Raw genomic sequence first — 19,750 nt, forward strand, 5'->3', positions numbered from 1 at the left:
CGAAATCAAAAGTAAAAGCCTTTAGAAACGTTTTCGGATGCTCCCGGACGCTTTTCGCGGCTTCCCGAACGGCATTCGGAGTGTCCCGGACGGCGTTCCAGACTCCCCAAACGCTTTCCGGGGCGTTCCAGAATGCTTTTGGAATGTTCCAAAACGCTTTCGGGGCGTTCCGGACGCAATCCGGGGCGTTTTGCAACGAATCAAAATGCCGTTAAAACCCTTGACGCCGGACAATATCCGGCTATAATACGACTTGTTTTGCCCGGCGGCGTAGCCGGGGGCGATTAATAAGCAAATGCAGGTAAAAATGTATCGACCGCCTTTTAATTATCCGAATAAGAGGAGTCTGTCCAATCATTGTTGGGCCTTACCGGGGGAAATATGCCTCTGAGGAAATGTAAGGATTGTGGCAACTCCGTTAGTAGCACTGCGAAAATCTGCCCTCACTGCGGCAGGCCGATGCAAAGCAGGGATATTATTTCATCTCTCGCTAGATTTTTTGTCATCGGCTTCGTCATAATCCCCATCATCATTTCAATCTTCATGTCGGTATACCACTCCGGCACAAGCACTGACTCCAACGGCAACCACGCAACTTCATCTGCTAGGGTTCCAAAGACTCCAAAGATCGACAAATCTGAGAAGATGCAGGCCGATCGCCTTAATCTCATTGAGAGACTTCAAAGGGAGGGCATCTTCGGCGACATCATCCCAAGATCTTCCGGCGCGACAATAGTTGTCAAACCAGCGTTTTACACGCTCGATTTCAAAGATAAGCAGTCGTTTGTTTCTGTTGTGTATGCGTACTACTTCGATGGTTTGACCCCGTATACGCCAATCCTTTTACGAGACTCGCGCACCAACAATAACATCGGTTCCTTTACAGTAGAACTCGGTTTAGATATCAAATGACGCAGCCCGAAGGTGTTATGAAGAAACCATATAACTATTGTTATGCCATCAAGGAAACATGATGCGGAATACTAAGCTGTTAAAGAAAGCCTTATTGTTAGTCGTTGCTACTGGTTTGATTGGACTTATTATCTGTGCCGTCTACATCCACAAAGATACGTCGCTTGATAGTCTTTCAGAAATCCCTGCACGAGCAACATCAAGTGGACTGTCCGGACAACTAAAAATCGGCGTTATTGGGGACAGCTGGGTTGCACGTCAGAAACTGGACTACGCAATTGAATCAACGGTCGCCGAATCTGGATTCGAGACAGTAGTTCTTAGCTCGGGTCATCCAGGGGCAAAGAGTCGGCAAATATATCGAAACCTCTTCTTAGAAAGTGGAAACAAAAACTCAAGCAATGCTCTGTTCATGGATGATGATTTGGATTACTTGGTAGTTGTTGCTGGGGTAAACGATTCTGCTGGGCACATTGGAAAGGCATTTTACTCTCATCATATGCTTCTCATCGTTCAGGCAGCATTAGCTCGTGGAATAAAACCTGTAATTGTCGAAGTTCCAGAATATGGAATAGAAGATACTCCATCAGTTGGTTTGCTGTCGTGGGTGAAACGGTCAATTTACCTTTGGCTGTTTGATGGTGGCAAGGTGGATGTGATAAGAGAATATAGAAAGGCACTTCAAGAAGAACTTCAAGCATCAGGTATCGATGACAAAGTTTTTCTTGTTAGATTCTCGTCAATCGCTAATGACTACAATGCCAGCAAAGATCTCTACGCAAATTCATCACATCTAAATCACGATGGATACTCGAAATTGGGTAAACTGATAGCCGATAGCATAACTGAATGGCATAACAAAGCCATGCACTCGGACGGGAATTCCGCTGCGCTTCATTTCCGCCGGTGATGGCAAGCGTTAGCATTCGGAGGAAAGTATGGCTTGGTTCGTCATAGCGATAATTGTAGCCGCAGTCATTTATGTATGGGTAAAGCGAAAAATAAGCCGGCCAGACCTCACAATCCTGCCAGAACGCTTCGTGGTTTTTGATCTTGAAACTACCGGCTTAAAGCCAGATACTCACGAAATCATTGAAATCGGAGCAATCCGAGTGAATCGAGACTCTGGTAAGCACGATACATTTCAAGCGTTGGTCCGGCCCACTAAGAAGATTCCAAAAAAGATCACTGGAATTACCGGCATTACCCAAGATATGGTAGAGAAAGACGGTGATTTTTTAGAGACAGCTCTCCCCCAATTCATTGAATTCGTAAGTGATCTACCACTCGTGTCCTTCAATGCTGAATTTGATATGGCTTTTCTGAATGCCGCAATTAGTAAAACTCAGGTTGGTGCACTTGCCAATAACCGTGTTTCGTGTGCCCTGAAAATGGCTCGTCGCGCATGGCCCGGCAGGAAGAGCTACCGTCTCAGTGATCTTGCAAAAGATGGGAGGTTGTCTTCAGATGATACCCATCGCGCCCTTGGTGACTGCAAACGTGCGATGGTCGTTTATACGGCAGCCGCTGCCAAACTGCGAAGTGCAACATAGACACAAATTAAAGGTGTCCGGTGCTTTTTTCCTACCTAATGCAGGTCAATTTTTATGCCGCCTTTACTGTAAACCGCTATTGCGGCGTGTTCTCTACGGCAAAGTCCAAAAACCGATAGCCCTCTTTTAATACACGCTGGCCGGCTACGAGCTGGATGGGATAATTAAAAAGCGGCCCATCTGTTACCACCGTGTTCAACTGGCCGGAAGAATTGAAAATAAGAAAAGGTGTCTGGGAAGCAGTCCCGATTTATCGGGCTCCGGACGCAATCCGGGGCGTTTGGGAACGAATCAAAATGCCGTCAAAAAAACCCTTGCAGCGGGATAATATCCGGCTATAATACGACTTGTTTTGCCCGGCGGCGCAGCCGGACAGCCGATATGGGAAATGGCAGATTATGCCGATGGAAGAACAAGTCAAATCAAAGCAGAGGGTAGCCGATCATGGCGAGGTTTTGACCGGTAAGCGGGAGGTCAATGCCATGCTGGATCTGGTCAAGCAGGAGACCGAGCGAATCGATTCCCGCTTTCTGGAACCGGCCTGCGGGGCGGGCAACTTTCTGGCGGAGATTCTCGAACGGAAGCTGCGCGTCGTGGAGAAGCGCTATGCCAAGAGCCAACTGGAATACGAGCGCAACGCGGTGCTCGCCGTCTCCAGTATCTACGGCATCGATATTCTTGAAGATAACATCGAGCAGTGCCGACAGCGGCTGTTCGGCATCTTCGACCGGAACTACCTGCGGCTCTTCTCAAGCAAGACGAACGACCAATGCCGCGAAACGGTCCGCTTCATCCTCGAACGCAACATCGTTCACGGCGACGCGCTGACCCTCAAGACGGTCGGCGAGCAACCGGGCTACATCGTCTTTTCCGAATGGTCGCCGGTCAACGGCAGTTTCCTCAAACGCCGCGACTTCACCTTTCACGGTCTGCTGGAACATGAGCATATACGGGGACTGCCGCTGTTCTCCGACCTGGGCGAGGATGTGTTCATCCCCACGCCGGAGAAGGAATACCCGCTGGCGCATTTCCTGGAGGTGGCCGATGCTGACAAGCAATAACTACAACCCCGACGTGCTGACCTGCATCGCCAACCTGTCGAGCGACGAGGTCTTCACGCCGCCGGGGCTGGTCAACCGGATGCTCGACCTGCTGCCGCCGGAACTCTGGAGCGACCCGCAGGCGACCTTTCTCGATCCGGGCTGCAAGTCGGGCGTGTTCCTGCGCGAGATCGCCAAGCGGCTCGACGCCGGGCTGGAGCGGCGCATCCCCAACCGGCAGGAGCGGATGAACCACATCTTCAAGCACCAGCTCTACGGCCTGGCCATCACGGAACTGACGGCGCTGCTCTCGCGCCGCTCGGTCTATTGCTCCAAGACGGCCAACGGCAAGTATTCCGTCTGCGAGACCTTCGACGCCCCCGAGGGCAACATCCGCTTCGGGCGCGTGGAGCATACCTGGGTGAACGGCCGCTGCGTCTTCTGCGGGGCGAACGAGGAAAACTATAAGCGCGGAGAAGAACTCGAAACCCACGCCTACGAGTTCATCCACACCGAAAAACCGGAGGAGATATTCAATATGAAATTCGACGTCATCATCGGCAACCCGCCCTACCAGTTGAGCGACGGGGGCGCTGCCGCCAGCGCCATGCCTCTATACCATCGGTTCATCCAGCAAGCGAAGAAACTTAACCCTCGTTATTTGACGATGATCGTTCCAAGCCGCTGGTTTTCAGGCGGGAAGGGGCTGGACGAATTTAGGGCAGAGATGCTTCAAGATAAGCGAATGCAACACCTTGTCGACTACCCAGTATCAGCGGAATGCTTCCCCGGAGTTTCTATCAAAGGGGGAGTGTGTTACTTCCTCTGGGTAAGGGACTATACAGGTCCTTGTTCGGTAACTACAATACGCGGAGGGGTGAGCACATGTTCTATCCGACCATTGCTCGAATCGGGCATTTCTGATTTTATTCGATACAACGAGGCTATTCCGATTCTAAACAAGGTGCGCAGACATTCAGAGGCTACCTTCGACAAAGAAGTTAGCGCAAGAAAGCCTTTTGGACTACCTACTGATTTCCGACAGTTCAAGAAGCACCGATTCGAAGCGGCAGTCAAGATATACGCCAACAAGCAATTCGGCTACATTGAGCGAGTAAATATCCCCGAGCGGACTGAGTGGATCAACAGATGGAAGATCTATCTGACCCGTGCATATGGTGCTGGGGAAGATTTCCCGCACCAAATTCTTAATAAGCCGTTCTTGGGCGAACCTGGTAGTTGTTGCACTGAGACATACTTGGTGATTGGGCCATATGCTTCGAAGAAAACTGCACAGGCTGTATTGTCGTACATTAGAACTCGCTTCTTTCGCTTTCTTGTTCTCCTGAAGAAGAATACACAAGACTCGCCTCGTGGAGTATTCACGTTGGTTCCAATACAAGACTTCTCAAGGCATTGGACCGACGAAAAGCTCTACAAGAAGTACGGCCTGACCGCAGACGAAATCGCCTTCATTGAATCGATGGTCCGCCCGATGGAGGCGAACGGGGAGGACCTGTCTGCGTGCGACGCACAGGCAGATGCGTCAGACGGGGAGGCGGACGATGAGTGACGGCTTTTTCCCGCCGCGCCCGAAATCGCGGCCCACGATCTACGCCTACGAGGACACCAACCCGCAATACGCCGGGCTGCTCAAGGTGGGCTATACGACTGTGGACGCGCAGAGCCGCGTGGCGCAGCAGTATCCGACGCTGCGGCCCGGCAAGCCGCCCTACCGAATCGTGCTCGAAGAACCGGCCATGCGCAACGACGGGACCACCTTCACCGATCATCACGTCCACGGCATGTTGCGGATCAACGGCGTGAAGAACGAGGGCGGCGAGTGGTTCCGCTGCACGGTGGAGCAGGTCAAGGCGGCGATCATCGCCGTGCGCACCGGCCAACTGAACGAGGAGAACCGGTCGCTGGATTTCGCCCTGCGCCCCGAGCAGGAAGCGGCGGTCGAGAAGACGGCGGCCTACTTCGCCGCCTGGCGCAGGGACAAGGCCAACGGCGACAAGCCGCCGCATTTCCTGTGGAACGCCAAGATGCGCTTCGGCAAGACCTTCGCCGCCTATCAACTGGCGAAGCGGATGAACTGGCGCAAGGTGCTGGTGCTGACCTTCAAGCCGGCGGTGCAGAGCGCGTGGGAAGAGGACCTGAAGCAGCACGTCGCTTTCGCGGGTTGGCAGTTCATCAAGCCCGGCGGCCTGACCTATGAGGAGGCAGACAAGGGGAAGCCCTTCGTCTGCTTCGGCTCGTTTCAGGACTACCTGGGCAAGAACAAGAGCACGGGCGGCATCAAGACCAAGAACGAATGGGTTCACGCGACGAACTGGGATTGCGTGATCTTCGACGAATACCACTACGGCGCCTGGCGCGAGAACGCCAAGGAACTGTTCGAGGCAGAGGACAAGAAGGAGATGGCCTTCGCCGAGGGCGAGGGGCTGGAAGACTTTGACGAAGAGATCATGCCGATCACGACGGAGCACTACCTGTATCTGTCGGGCACGCCGTTCCGCGCCATCGCCTCGGGCGAGTTCATCGAGGAGCAAATCTTCAACTGGACCTATTCGGACGAGCAGCGCGCCAAGCGGGACTGGGAGGGCGAGAACAACCCCTACGCCTGCCTGCCGCGCATGGTGCTCATGACCTATCAGCTGCCCGACGCGATCCGGGAAATCGCCATGCAGGGCGAGTTCGACGAGTTCGACCTGAACGTGTTCTTTTCCGCCGAGGGGGTGGGCGAACACGCGAAGTTCAAGTATGAGGACGAAGTGCAGAAGTGGCTCGACCTGATCCGCGGCGCGTTTCAGGCGGCGACGGTGGACAACCTGAAGCTGGGGACGAAGAAGCCGCCGATGCCGTATTCCGATGCGCGGCTGCTGAATCTCCTATCGCATACCTTTTGGTTCCTGCCGAGCGTGGCGGCGTGTCATGCCATGCGCAACCTGCTGGCGAAGAAGCAGAATCGCTTCTATCAGGACTATAAGATCCTCGTGGCGGCGGGGAGCGCCGCCGGAATCGGCGTCGCCGCGCTGCCGCCGGTGCTGGACGCCATGGAAGACCCGCTGGAATCGAAGACCATCACCTTGTCATGCGGGAAGTTGACGACCGGCGTGACGGTGCGGCCCTGGACGGGCATCTTCATGCTGCGCAACGCTTCCACGCCGGAGACCTACTTTCAGGCGGCCTTTCGGGTGCAATCGCCCTGGACGGTGGCGAACCCCGACGGCGACGCGCCGAACCGCGAGCAGATCATCAAGGAGGAGTGTTACGTCTTCGACTTTGCGCCGGACCGTGCCTTGCGGCAGATCGCCGATTACAGTTGCCGCTTGAATGTGGACGAGGCCAACCCCGAGAAGAAGGTCGAGGAGTTCATCAGCTTCCTCCCGGTGCTGGCCTATGACGGCAGTTCGATGAAGCAGATCGACGCGGCGGGGATTCTCGACATGGCGATGAGCGGGACGACGGCGACGCTGCTGGCGCGGCGCTGGGAAAGCGCGCTGCTGGTGAATGTGGACAACGACACGCTGAAGCGGTTGATGGCGGACGAAGCGGCGATGAAGGCGCTGATGAGCATCGAGGGATTCCGCAACCTCAATCAGGACATCGAGACGATCATCAACAAGTCGGAAGCCGTGAAGAAGGCGCGTAAGGAAAAGAACGACGAGGACATGACGAAGGAAGAGAAGAAGGAACTGACCGAGGAAGAGAAGGAATTCAAGAGCAAGCGCAAGCAGATACAGGAGAAGCTCATCAAGTTCGCCACGCGCGTTCCGATCTTCATGTATCTGACCGACTATCGGGAGCGCTGCCTGAAGGACGTGATCACCCAACTGGAGCCGGGCTTGTTCAAGAAGGTGACGGGCCTGAGTGTGAAGGATTTCGAGTTGCTGGTGAGCCTCGGCGTCTTCAACAGCGCCCTGATGAACGACGCCGTCTACAAGTTCAAGCGTTACGAAGACGCCAGTCTGAGTTATACCGGCATCAACCGGCACGAGGGAGAAGACATCGGCCTCTACGATACAGTCCTCACTCCCAAGGATGCACTGAAGGTTTTCGAGAACGTACAGGCAGGTGCCGGATATGAATTTCAAAGAATGGGCTAACAAGGCGCTGCACCGGACGACGCTGCGCGCCGCTGATGCTGGGCGTTGGATAGAAAGGGAACATGGATAACCTTCAAGGCAGGTCAATTTCTATGCCGCCTTTACGGTAAACCGCTATTGCGGCGCGTTCTTGACGGCAAAGTCCAAAAACCAATAGCCATCTTTTAATACACGTTTGCCCGCTGCGAGTTGGATGGGATAATTAAAAAGCGGCCCCCCGTTACCACCGTGTTCAACTGGCCGGAAGAATTGAAAATAAGAAAAGGTGTCTGGGAAGCAGTCCCGATTTATCGGGCTCCCGGACAGCCGTCGAATCCAGCGGTTGGATTTGAAAATAATTGTGCAGCAGACTTTTGAGTAATTGTAATGCTGAAAATACAAGACTTAACATTTACATATACCCGGCAGGAGAAACCTGCTTTAAGCAATATCAATCTGGATATTTCACCGGGCAAGCTGGTGCTTTTGACCGGGCCTTCCGGCAGCGGAAAATCTACGCTTGTGCATTGCATCAACGGCCTGGCTCCGCAGCACTACGGAGGGAAGCTTGATGGAGAAATATGGATTGCCGGACGAGAAACCGCCGGAAAAACACTTTGGCAAATCAGTGAGTTGACAGGCACCGTATTTCAAAACCCCAATACCCAGTTTTTCCAGCTTACGGTCGAAGATGAAATCGCCTTTGGCCTTGAGCATTCAGGTCTTGACCGGCAGGAAATAAAAAAACGAATAGATAAAGCCATAGAAGATATTGAGATCGAGTCTCTTAGAAATCGAGATATTTTCACCCTGTCCTCCGGCGAAAAACAAAAGGTGGCCTTGGCATCTATCATTGCGATGGATCAGCCACTGCTTCTTCTGGATGAGCCGACGGCAAATCTCGATATCCCCTCAATTCATGAATTGAAAAAACTGCTGGCCAAATTAAAGAATCAAGGCAGGACAATTATCGTTTCCGAACATCGACTGTGGTATTTAAGAGGCCTTGCCGATCAGGTGATCGTAATTAAAGACGGACAACTGATTTATGACGGAAAACCGGAAATACTGAATTCATCTCAATTCCGCAATGAAATTGGTTTACGCATATGGGCTAAGCCTCCGAAAATTACTGATTCCGAACATAATAATCTCAGACAGCGGACCGTACTGGATGTAAGCCGTCTTTCAGGGGGAGCAGGAAATAAAAAAGACATTCTCAACAACGTGAACTTTTCATTCAACGCAGGCGAATGCATTGCCATTATGGGGCATAATGGAGTTGGTAAGACAATGTTTTCTCGCTTACTGACCGGCTTGCAAAAAGAGAGCCATGGAATCATTAAAATCAACGGCACTGCTTTAAAGCACAAAAGCCGAATCGGACAGATCGGATGTGTTACCCAGCAGGCTGAACAGCAGTTATTCTCTGATACGGTTCTTGGTGAATTACTTCTTAATCCAAAAGACAATGCGACGGAGGCCGATAAAGCAAAAGATATTTTAAGGCAATATGGTCTGATTGCCTTGAAAGACCGTCACCCGCAAACCCTCTCCGGCGGCGAAAAACAGCGTTTGGCAATTGCCGCCTCAATTGCAATGAATAATGAAATAATAATCCTCGACGAACCCACCAGCGGCATGGATATGAAGAGGATGAAAATGCTCGCTCAGGAAGTTAAGAATCTGTGCAGTCAGGGCATACTTGTCATTATCATTACACATGATATCGAATTGGTCTCGCTATGCTGCGACAAGATAGCCTGGATGGAAAATGGAACCGTTGCCAAAACGTTAGAACGCGATCAATATAATGAATTATTTATTAAACTATTGAAATTTGACAGAACAGAAAGGCATAATGATGAAATGCATGGTTGTTTACTCAAGTAAAACCGGAAATACAAAAATAATTGCTGAGGCGATCCATAAGGCATTGCCCCAGGACACGGAGCTTTATCCTGTGGAAAACGCCCCCTCTTCTGATCATTACGATTTCATTGCAGTTGGCGGTTGGGTTGATAAAGGAATGCCCGATGAGGCAATACAAAACTATATGCAGAAAATCCATAAAAAAAGTATTGGAATATTTTTGACACTGGGTGCCTATCCTGATTCTCAACATGCTGCGGAATCTTTGCAGAAAGCATGCGAATTATTAAATGACAATACAATTCTCGGATCATTTATTTGTCAGGGCAAGGTTGACCCTAAGCTCATAGAGATGATGGCTAAAATGACAAAAGACAAGCCGGAACACCCCCATGCCATGAATGATGAAAGAAAGGCCAGGTTAGCCGAAGCTGCCAAACACCCCAACGATCAGGACTGCCGAAATGCCGCAGAGACTTTTAAAAAAATGATCGAAGAATTAAAGGGGCAATCCAATGCGTAAAATGACCGAAACGGAAATTAACGAACTCGTAAAGAATTCAAATTGGGCAACCATTTGCACGGTTACTCCTGATGGGCTTCCTTACGCAATCGAAGCCACCTATTTTATCGATGGCAAATACATTGGCTTTATGATCAACCCGAGAGGTAGGACAATGCAAAACCTAAAGCATAATCCGAACCTAATCCTAAAAATAACTCAGGCCAGTGGCGATCTTTCCAAATGGGCAGGAGTGAGCCTCTTTGGAACAGGCCAAAATATAACTGATTCTGATGCAATTCGAAAAGGCTGGGAGCTACTCGGAGAGGTTATGAATACTGATTACACCACAGTTACAGAAAAATGCAATAATACGGAACAACGTTCGCCTTATCTCAAATGCACGATCTCTCAGATTACAGGGAGGAGTAGCTGAGTTAACTACCCGCGTTCAGAAAAAACAATAAAGTGACAAAAAATTATTTTTGAAGCATAATTGGCATTTTCTGTCCGTTTTTTATAGGACACCACAAGCCATTAAGATTTGCAGACACTACAACTGTACGGGTTCAGTGTGATTTGGACAAATCCGTTTCACAGTTAAGACACTTTTTATGCCTTTGGCGGGGCTGTCTTATCAGGTTTTTTTAAGGCATGGCAATGCTCTCAATTGCCCAGTTTGTAAAATGGGATGGCAGGTGTATGACTGCCACCCCAACGAAAATTCGTCGCCTTGAACTGGCTATCCCTAGCAGATTGCAACCAAGGCCTCATGCCACCTATATAATTTGCTCCTTGATGATGGTGTCGTCCTCAGATTTTGATTTTGGCGGCACCAAATTACAGTTTTTTCACGAAAATGAGGGGGACGGAGAGGTATAGTTATAACTTAAGCTTTAACAGGAGGTTAGGTAACATATGTATAAACGGCGGAGCAAAATTGTCCCACCTGGCGGGCGGTTGAAAGTTGTACCCCTGTAACCGAAATACCTGTAATAATAGACTGCAAGCAGAGATTCAAAGGACATTTGCAGTAGGTTATTATGGGAGAAAACAGGAGTGTACACAGATATGGATCAATGGATCGAGTTAAGGCGTCAAATTCGTAATGGAGAGGTTTCCCTCCGTCAGTTGGAGCGGGAGACAGGTATTCACCGGCAGACCCTGCGTAAAATCCGGGACAACAGTGAGCCGCCGGGCTACCGGCGTACCAAGCCGGCTGGAAAGACCAAGATTGGTCCGTATCTGGGTCGCATCAAGGAGATCATTGACGCTGACAAGCAGATGCCTAAAAAGCAGCGTCACACAGCCAAGAAGATTTTAGAGACGCTGGAGTCTGAAGGATTTACCGGCAGTTACACGATCGTCAAAGATGCCGTCCGCCAGATTAAAAAGACTTCCCGGGAAGTGTTCATGCCACTGAGCCAGCGACCGGGCGAGGCGCAGGTGGATTTCGGCCATGCCCTGACCAGCTTCGACGGCACCCTGAAAAAAATCGTATTCTTTGTCATGACCATGGTTCATTCGGATGCGATGTTCGTAATGGCGTTTCCCCGTGAATGTACCGAAGCTTTTCTGGAGGCCCATGTACGGGCGTTTAAGTTCTTCGGCTGTGTTCCCAGGCGGATCATTTATGATAATACCCGTGTAGCTATTACAAAGATACTGAAACATCATAAACGCAAATATACCAGTGAGTTTAAGCGACTCATCAGTCATTACCTGTTCGAGCCTCACTTCTGTAACGTTCGAAGACCCAACGAGAAGGGTATTGTCGAAGGCAGTGTCAAGTATTCCAGGCTCAACTTCATGGTCCCCGTGCCGCAGGTTACCGATTACGATGACCTCAATCGGCTCTTGTATAACTGCTGCCAATCCGACCTGAAGCGTATCCTCCGCGGCAAACGTTCTCTCAGTAAAGAACAGTTGCTGGCCGAAGACCGTGTCGCAGCCATCGCGTTGCCGGATGACACGTTTGACTACCGCAAATCGGCATCGACATTTGCCAGCAGTGAATCACTTGTCCGTTATGACACCAACGATTATTCAGTCCCGGTAAGTTCAGCTCATCATCAGACGACGATCAAGGCGTCAGTCAGCTTTATCGAGGTCTATCAACAGGACCGGCTCATCGCCAGGCACCGTCGCTGCTGGGACCGAGAACGGCAGATATTCGATCCGATGCACTATTTAGAGCTTTTGGAACGCAAGCCGGGTTCCCTGGATCATGCTCGTCCTCTGGAGGATTGGTCGCTGCCGAGATGTTTTAACACGTATCGCCGATGTCTTGAGGCGAATCGTGAAAACGGCACCAGGGAATATATCCAGATATTGCTCTTGCTGAACAAATATTCAATCCGACAAATATCGAAAGCCATCTGCAAGGCCCTCAATCATCGGATCTACTGTTATTGTGCGGTGCAGCAGTTCCTGCTGACGGCTGAAGATTATGCCTTTACGACCTTCAGCCTTGCCGGGCGGGACCATCTTCGTCACATTGTGGTTCGTCAGACCTCAGTTGCCGATTATCGTTCACTGACACAGGGAGGCTGTCATGTCAAAAGAGCGTAAATCGACCGTGCTGCTGCAACATCATCTCAAGCAGTTGAAACTTCCGACCATGCTTAAAGAATATCCGCTGCTGGCCAAATCCTGCAGCCGGGAAAAATGTGATTACCCGACTTACCTGCTGCGGCTGTGCGAAAAAGAGGTTGCCGACCGGCAGCGGCGTGCGATGGACCGGCGAATCAAGGCAGCGAAGTTCCCGTTGCTCAAAACCATTGACAGCTTTGACTTTGCCTCACAGAAGTCCGTCAACGAACCGCTCGTCCGGGAGTTATTACGGTGCGAGTTCATTGATCAATATGAAAATGTATTACTGATCGGCAACAGCGGAACGGGCAAGACCCATCTGGCCACTGCACTGGGGTTCGCTGCCTGTTGTCAGGGCTGCAAAGTCCGATTCTTCGGATGCACGGCATTGGTGACACAGTTACTGGAAGCTCGGGAAGATCGGCAGTTGCAGCGAATGCTGACACAGCTCCAAAAACAGGACCTGCTGATCCTGGATGAACTGGGCTATGTGCCATTCAGCAAAGCCGGTTCTGAGTTGCTCTTTGAGGTCGTCAGCCGGGCTTACGAACGGCAGAGCCTGATCGTGACGACCAACCTTCCGTTCGAGAACTGGACTGAAGTGTGCGGCTCCGAGAGGCTCACCGGGGCGATGTTGGATCGGCTCACGCACCGGGTCCATATCATCGAGGCCAACGGTAGTAGTTATCGGCTTGATCAGAGCCGTAAACGCCTGGCAAAACAGCAGAAAAGAGCTGCCGAGAATTGAAGATTGACAGCCGGGGCGGTCCCGGCTATACAGAAATCAGGTGGTACAAAATTGCTCCGCCAGGTGGGACAATTTTACTCCGCCGTTTATAAGGCTGACTTCCTTAGATCTAAATAGCAGAACTTTATAGCATGATAAGCCAAATAACTGTTAAAATATAACACTATTTTGCCTTTTTATTTTTTATATTGACATCCTAAAGTTCAAGGCATATACTTCGACTTTGAGCTCTTTGGAAAATTTATCATGGATGGTAAAGTGTTTTGAGATAAAATACTTACAGGGAACGCGGTGAAAATCCGCGACGGTCGCGCCGCTGTGATCGTCCGACCCGGCATCAGCCGGGAACCCTGACAGCTTTATACCACTGTTCAAGTCGAATGGGAAGGTGTTGTCAGGCAGGATGAGAGTCAGAATACCTGTTACGATGAATTTAGTAAAGTTCTCGCGTAAAGAACAGCATTAAGCCGGATTATTGTAAATTAGTACATATAATATGGACAAAAGAAGGTTAAAAGCCGTTGCTCCTTACGCAGGAGCAGCGGCTTTTTTATTTGGAAATTTTGAAAGGTAAAATCGATTAAAACGTGAGAAAAAGTGAAAAATGAGGCGCCGACAGTGAGATGCCGACGCCCCTTGAGAGAAACCTGAATTGGCTTCCCATTACCAAACGCATTGTAAGTCAAATCAGGTAAAATTGCAATAATCTGCCTTGCGATCACCTCTCTTAGGAAAACTTTGGAAATCCCAACCAGGTTTTCGGTGCCTCATTACTGATTTCTCTCAACGCTTTGGATTGGAGGTGATGATGATGTAGATGGTCTGGTAATGATACTAAAGAATGAAAATGTAATTTAATGAACTAAAGAAAGATTAGGAGATGAAAACCATGAAGAAGTTAATTTGTTTAGCAGTTATTAGCTGCTGTTTTGTCACACCAGCAATTGCGACGCCGTACTATTTTGAAAGCGGTTCCGGCAAGGATGTCTGGGTGGATGTGGAAGGTTGGGCTGGCAGCGGGGCAAACGAGTCGATTCTGGTCGTGGACTGGAATATCTATTCAGGTCCCTACCAAACTGAATCGCACGCGTTCGGCTACCGCTGGGACGGCACGGCGTACGTATCGGATATGCTTGACGCATTGCACGATGACGGCGTATTCACCGTAAGCTCCGGTTATGGCGGGGCGTTCCTCAACGACATCGTTTACAACGACGGTGTCGATAACCATACGCACGCCGATCAAATAGGAAGCTGGAATCTTGCCAGCACGGACGATCCCTATGCACAGTGGGGTGCGATGAGTGGGGGTTGGACCACATTGGGTGACTGGGAGGCCAATCAGGCCGGATATGACCAGGAGTTGCTTGCGGATGGTCAGCTCGAAGGCATCAACGCGATTGATTGGTTCGGCGGGAACCCCAACGCATACTTCCTGGATGTGCCGATCGTTCCCGAGCCGGCGACGCTTGCTCTGCTGGGAATGGGCGGACTTTTGCTTAGAAGGAAAAGGCACGCTTAAGTTTTTGACGTATTTCTCGGCGGCGCAGTTTGAACGCTGCGCCGCCATTAAAAAAAACGGCAAACATATAAAAATGTATTTTTCTTTAACCAAAATAATGTAACAATAATTTAAAGTTCACAACGATATCGTGAAGGATTTTAAGATGAGATCAATTATATTTTCAGCATTTGCCGTCTTTATGGCGATCGGGCCTGTTGCGGGTACGGCACAGGCGGCGGATATATGGGCGGATAAGGTTGTCTTTAACTGGGATGGTATAACCGCAACGTACGCACCCGGCAGCGGCGACAATATGACGCACGGGCCTTTTCATTCCAGTGCGCTCTGGAACAGTCCGCTTGCCGTGCTGGGCAAACCCAATACGCTGGACAGAGATGATACCGTGTGGAACCCGCCGGGCGGCAATTTCCGCGAGATCAATATGGTCTGGCCGGCGTGGTCAAAAGGCACCAATGATTACTCACTTGACGGCACACCTTACAATTCGGCTTTGACATCGAATAACGGCTGCGGACTCAAAGGCGGAGCGGAGATCGTTGTCGAATTCGAAGAGATCATCGACAACAACTCGAACAATCCCTACGGAATCGATTTTATAGTCCACGGCAATCCATTTTTCGCAACGGGCATTATGGTCTATGAACATTCCAATATGGATACCTACACACTCTCGGCTTTTGGCGGCGGCGGGCCTTTTCCGGGCAGCGGAGCGGGCGCGGTCTTTTCGGAACCAGTAACGATCAGCGTCGCCCAGTCGCTCGACGGTCCGTGGTACACCTTTACATGGGCGCCGGGTGACATCGCTATTACAGCGGATAATTTCTTTCCCACCCAGCCCTATAAGTGGGACAGCGTTAATCACCAGTGGATTGGCGAGGAACTCGACTGGGCAAAACCGGTCAACCCGTGGATCGTCGGCTATTTCGGTAATCAGACAGTCGCCGATGCCATCAAACTCTACGCCGGTTCGGCAGGCGGTACGCCATTTGATCTTGACTGGCTGGTGGACGAAGATGAAAACCCCGTCTATCTCGAATGGGTAAAATATATCAAATTCAGCGACCCCGACAATTATCAGGGCGAGATCTGCGCCGCCGCCGATGTGGCACCGGTTAAACTCGGAGACGAGATGTCGGTTGCGTTCTTTAATCTCGAGGTAGGCCTGAGTCAGCTGGATTTCGTCGATCCAAATGATGATTCTAAAGAGCTTGTCAGGGTTTCGGTTTGGGATATGGACCCCGACAACCCGCTGACATTTCAAACGGGGGCAAGGAGCGATCTGTCGGAGTATCCCGGCGGGCCTGCAAAATTTCTGGCAGCGTATGATGTCAATGCGGCGGTAATTCTTGATCCGGAAGTTGAGCCTTGGGCTTTGGGAGAATTGAGCCTTTATGTCGGCGATGCCTATACCGGAGATGCCAACGATCTGGCGGTCTATCAATGGACCGGCGAGGATTGGGCGGTTCTGACACCATCTGATTACGACGCTTCTGCCAAACTGCTTACTGTTGCCGATGTCGAAATTTTCAAGGTTTTTGCTGTCGCTCCACTGCCGCTTGAAGGCGATATCAATCAGGATTTCAGAGTTGATTTTCAGGACTATGCGGTGCTTGCGAAATTCTGGCTTGATGATATTTCCGCCCAGACCGACGTAATGGCACACAGAGCGGATCTGGAAGAGGATGATTTCATAGATTACCAGGATCTCTTTGTATTGGCGGACAACTGGCTTGAATGCACATTTGATTGTGAATAAGAGAGAAATGTGATGCCTTATAAAAAGAAGGGCTTTACGCTGGTCGAGTTGCTTGTGGTAATATCGATAATTGCTCTGCTGCTGTCAATTCTCCTGCCGGCGCTTGGTCGAGCAAGGGAAATGACCAGGAGAATTGTATGTCTGAGCAATATGCGTCAGATGCTTATTGCGGTTAGCTCGTATCAGACAAACAATAACGATCATTTCCCGCCTGCTCTGCTGGATGTCTATGGCCCCAATGCCAATCCCTATGTACATTACGCCTGGGATTTCACTCGCAGATATAATATGGCAACTAACAGTTGGGACTATTCCCCAGGGCTGATCTGGGAAGGCCAGGGCATTGAAAAAATACAGCAGTGTCCTTCATTTAAGGGGCCGGCCATGTGGGAAGGCGACAGGTATACCGGCTACAACTACAACACCAGCTATCTTGGCTGGGCTGAACCGGTTGGCGGCTGGTCACCTTCCGAATATATCCCAACAGCGAGGATCACCGATATCCGCCGTCCGGCTGAGTGCGCCGTCTTCGGCGACGGCCAGTACGGCGACAACCAGGCCAATAAATTCATGCGAGCCCCATTTTCCAACCCGCGTGAAAAGGATATCAGTGATTCAGTACGATATGCCGGAACACAGGGCTTTCGGCACCTGGGGAAAACAAACGTAGCATTTGCCGATGGCCATTGTGAATCAAGAAAGGAAAGGTATACCAACACGCGTATCAACAGTGAATATATCAGCGACAATTGCGGTTTTCTTTCGGAAGATAATTCTTTGTACGATCTGGAGTGAATAAATATCATGGATGAAAAATGCTCAACATCAAAGAAATACAAACCCACCTTGACAATTTAACAAAACCGCCGGGAAGCCTCGGGCGACTTGAAGAAGTTGCAGCAAAGCTATGTTTCTGCCAGCAGACATTAAAGCCGCAAACCAGACCACGTCAAATAGTTTTGTTTGCCGCTGATCACGGCGTAGTCGAAGAAGGTGTATCTGCATGGCCTGCTGAAGTTACAGAATTGATGATTGATAATATTCTTAGCGGAGGAGCTGCCAGTAGTGTATTAGCCAAAACAACCCAGACGCAACTGAAACTTGTAGATGTCGGCTCATTATGTCAAAACAAAAAAGACAGTAAATTTTACAGGTGTGTGCAAATCGCTAAAGGTACAGCCAATCTTGCCAAAGTACCGGCTATGACTAAAGAACAATTTGAAAAATCGATGCAAATCGGCAAAGAAGAAGCAGAAAATGCTGTCAAGAATGGAGCAAAAATACTTGCTGCTGGTGAAATGGGAATCGGCAACACAACTGCGGCTTCCTGCCTTTCCGCTATATTGTGTGATGTACCGGTAGAAAATGTAATCGGCCCAGGAGCCGGAGCTGATGACAAAATATTATCCAGAAAAATTCAGGTTGTTTGTAGTGCAATCAAAAGAATAAGAACGCAAAGCAATGGTAACCTGGCTGAAGATATTGCATCTGTTTGTGGTTTTGAAATTGCTGCAATGGCTGGATTTTATATCAAAGCCGCTGAGCTAAAAACCGTTATGGTAATAGATGGATTCATATCCACAGCAGCAGCTCTGATTGCTGAAGTGTTATTTAAAGGCAGCCGCGATTATATGATAGCATCTCATTGTTCAGCTGAACCGGGCCATAAAGTATTATTGAAAAAGCTGCAATTAAAGCCGCTTCTGGATTGGTCAATGCGATTAGGAGAAGGAACGGGTGCTTTGTTGGTCATGCCTTTATTAGATTCCGCAGCGGATGTTATGGCAAAAATGGCAACATTTGAATCTGCGGGGATTAAGCGATGAATAAATACCTGATACTGCCTTTTTTCACTGCTGTACAATTTCTAACCCGAATTCCCGTTCCGAATGGAAGCAAGCCTTCAGAGCAGAAAGTGTTTCAGCGGGTTGTATTATTTATGCCGCTGGTCGGGATGCTGATAGGATTGATTACTGCTGGTATTTTTGTTCTATGTCAGTTTGTATTTAATGCTTTGTTGGCCGCTGCAGTTGCAATTACTGTGGAACTATTTGTCACGGGTGCATTTCATGAAGATGCGGTGGCAGACTACTTTGATGCGTTTGGCGGAGGCTGGACAAAAGATGATATTTTGAGAAAACTAAAGGACAGCAGGATTGGCAGTTACGGAGCAACAGCATTGATTATAGCTCTTGTCTTACGCATACTGGCAATAGCTTCTCTTGATGGAATTCTGTTTCAAATAGTAGTAATTACTGCCTCAGCATCTATAGGACGGCTTGCAACCGTTATTTCAGTTGGACTTTTAAAACCTGTAGAGTCCAGAGAAAGCCTTGCCAAAGAAGCCGGTCATAATGCTAAAATAGCGGATGTCATCATCGCAGTTTTACTGATTTTCCCTGTATTTATTATTTGGGGATATTTAACACCGGCAAAAATGCTGGTTTCACTGGTAGTTATTGCTGTTTTACTGGGTGTTATATTACGAAAAATTCATAAGCTTATTGGAGGCATCACAGGCGATTGCCTTGGTATGATTTGCTACATGGCCCAAATAGTTGTTTTGGTAGTCTCCGCGGCAAGCTGGAGGGGATTAAATTGAAACACACACTTATTCTTATACGTCATGGCCAGGTACATGAAAAATATCAAGGAATCTGTTATGGTGCAAGCGACATTGAACTAAGCGAACTTGGCCAGAAACAGAGCACCAAGGTTGCCGAACAAGTCGGTAAGTATCTAATCGATGCAATATATCACAGCGATCTTAAACGAACGAGCTTTATGGCGAAACTTTTGGCAACTAAATCGAACGCCAAAATCATCACAGACATTCGCCTCAGAGAGAGAAATTTTGGTACGTGGGAACTTAAAAAGTGGGACAGCATTTATGCTGAGAACGGAAATCAGATTAACGGTCTGTTTGAAAACCCTGAATCGTTTGCTCCGCCAAACGGCGAGACAACGTATGCTTTCCGCAACCGAATCATGTCGTGGTACGAAGATATTCCAGAAGAAGGAATTTTCGCGGTAATTGCCCACGGAGGAACCATTGCCGCTTTGCTGGGAACACTGAAAAAACTCCCTGTTAAACAATGGCTTGATCTGATTCCTGAATATGGAAAATATGTTATTTACAATAATTGTATGGAAATTTAA

Annotated in this window: 17 protein-coding genes and 1 riboswitch; all 17 genes read left to right on the plus strand. The window is 49.5% G+C overall.

All coding sequences use genetic code 11. The features are described from left to right. Positions 1-459 precede the first annotated feature (459 nt). The 17 genes from L21SP3_RS08440 to L21SP3_RS08525 all read left to right on the plus strand — a co-directional run bounded on the left by L21SP3_RS08440 (position 460) and on the right by L21SP3_RS08525 (position 19,750). Positions 460-912 (plus strand): hypothetical protein, encoded by a 453-nt coding sequence (locus L21SP3_RS08440; RefSeq protein WP_077540561.1) that lies wholly within the window; start codon positions 460-462, stop codon positions 910-912. Positions 913-973: 61 nt separating this feature from the next. Continuing rightward, complete coding sequence (locus tag L21SP3_RS08445; protein WP_077540563.1) at positions 974-1,822, plus strand: SGNH/GDSL hydrolase family protein; 849 nt, start codon at positions 974-976, stop codon at positions 1,820-1,822. Positions 1,823-1,850: 28 nt separating this feature from the next. After that, a complete protein-coding gene (locus L21SP3_RS08450; RefSeq protein WP_077540565.1) occupies positions 1,851-2,465 on the plus strand; it encodes a 3'-5' exonuclease in 615 nt (204 codons plus the stop codon). A gap of 404 nt (positions 2,466-2,869) precedes the next feature. Continuing rightward, the gene (locus L21SP3_RS08455) at positions 2,870-3,526 is read left to right on the plus strand and encodes a DNA methyltransferase (RefSeq protein WP_077541907.1); all 657 of its coding nucleotides are present in this window, start codon (positions 2,870-2,872) and stop codon (positions 3,524-3,526) included. Continuing rightward, positions 3,510-5,078, plus strand: coding sequence for an Eco57I restriction-modification methylase domain-containing protein (locus tag L21SP3_RS08460; protein WP_077540567.1), 1,569 nt, complete (start codon positions 3,510-3,512; stop codon positions 5,076-5,078). The genes L21SP3_RS08455 and L21SP3_RS08460 overlap by 17 nt, the downstream gene beginning before the upstream one ends. After that, positions 5,071-7,617, plus strand: coding sequence for a GIY-YIG nuclease family protein (locus L21SP3_RS08465; RefSeq protein ID WP_077540568.1), 2,547 nt, complete (start codon positions 5,071-5,073; stop codon positions 7,615-7,617). Before L21SP3_RS08460 ends, L21SP3_RS08465 begins: the two co-directional genes overlap by 8 nt. Positions 7,618-7,983: 366 nt before the next feature. Further along, a complete protein-coding gene (locus tag L21SP3_RS08470) occupies positions 7,984-9,489 on the plus strand; it encodes an ABC transporter ATP-binding protein (RefSeq protein WP_077540570.1) in 1,506 nt (501 codons plus the stop codon). Then, complete coding sequence (locus tag L21SP3_RS08475; protein WP_227806757.1) at positions 9,458-9,991, plus strand: flavodoxin family protein; 534 nt, start codon at positions 9,458-9,460, stop codon at positions 9,989-9,991. The genes L21SP3_RS08470 and L21SP3_RS08475 overlap by 32 nt, the downstream gene beginning before the upstream one ends. Next, complete coding sequence (locus L21SP3_RS08480) at positions 9,984-10,406, plus strand: pyridoxamine 5'-phosphate oxidase family protein (RefSeq protein ID WP_077540574.1); 423 nt, start codon at positions 9,984-9,986, stop codon at positions 10,404-10,406. Before L21SP3_RS08475 ends, L21SP3_RS08480 begins: the two co-directional genes overlap by 8 nt. 635 nt (positions 10,407-11,041) lie before the next feature. Then, a complete protein-coding gene (istA, locus tag L21SP3_RS08490) occupies positions 11,042-12,541 on the plus strand; it encodes an IS21 family transposase (protein ID WP_077540578.1) in 1,500 nt (499 codons plus the stop codon). Beyond that, on the plus strand, positions 12,525-13,310 hold the full coding sequence (istB, locus tag L21SP3_RS08495; protein WP_077540580.1) for an IS21-like element helper ATPase IstB: 786 nt from the start codon (positions 12,525-12,527) through the stop codon (positions 13,308-13,310). Before istA ends, istB begins: the two co-directional genes overlap by 17 nt. Positions 13,311-13,547: 237 nt before the next feature. After that, a riboswitch (cobalamin riboswitch) is annotated at positions 13,548-13,751 on the plus strand. Between the two features lie 448 nt (positions 13,752-14,199). Next, positions 14,200-14,832 carry a PEP-CTERM sorting domain-containing protein gene (locus tag L21SP3_RS08500; RefSeq protein WP_161488157.1) on the plus strand — a complete coding sequence of 211 codons (633 nt, stop codon included), beginning with the start codon at positions 14,200-14,202 and terminating at the stop codon, positions 14,830-14,832. Positions 14,833-14,977: 145 nt separating this feature from the next. Beyond that, on the plus strand, positions 14,978-16,591 hold the full coding sequence (locus tag L21SP3_RS08505) for a hypothetical protein (RefSeq protein WP_077540583.1): 1,614 nt from the start codon (positions 14,978-14,980) through the stop codon (positions 16,589-16,591). 12 nt (positions 16,592-16,603) lie between these two features. Then, positions 16,604-17,386, plus strand: a complete 783-nt coding sequence (locus L21SP3_RS08510; RefSeq protein WP_077541909.1) for a prepilin-type N-terminal cleavage/methylation domain-containing protein — start codon at positions 16,604-16,606, stop codon at positions 17,384-17,386. A 20-nt stretch (positions 17,387-17,406) separates the two neighbouring features. Continuing rightward, complete coding sequence (gene cobT / locus L21SP3_RS08515; RefSeq protein ID WP_077540585.1) at positions 17,407-18,417, plus strand: nicotinate-nucleotide--dimethylbenzimidazole phosphoribosyltransferase; 1,011 nt, start codon at positions 17,407-17,409, stop codon at positions 18,415-18,417. Continuing rightward, a complete protein-coding gene (locus tag L21SP3_RS08520) occupies positions 18,414-19,193 on the plus strand; it encodes an adenosylcobinamide-GDP ribazoletransferase (RefSeq protein ID WP_077540587.1) in 780 nt (259 codons plus the stop codon). Before cobT ends, L21SP3_RS08520 begins: the two co-directional genes overlap by 4 nt. Further along, on the plus strand, positions 19,190-19,750 hold the full coding sequence (locus L21SP3_RS08525) for a histidine phosphatase family protein (protein WP_161488158.1): 561 nt from the start codon (positions 19,190-19,192) through the stop codon (positions 19,748-19,750). Before L21SP3_RS08520 ends, L21SP3_RS08525 begins: the two co-directional genes overlap by 4 nt.

This window comes from Sedimentisphaera cyanobacteriorum, from assembly GCF_001997385.1.
In the GTDB taxonomy this organism is placed as follows: domain Bacteria; phylum Planctomycetota; class Phycisphaerae; order Sedimentisphaerales; family Sedimentisphaeraceae; genus Sedimentisphaera; species Sedimentisphaera cyanobacteriorum.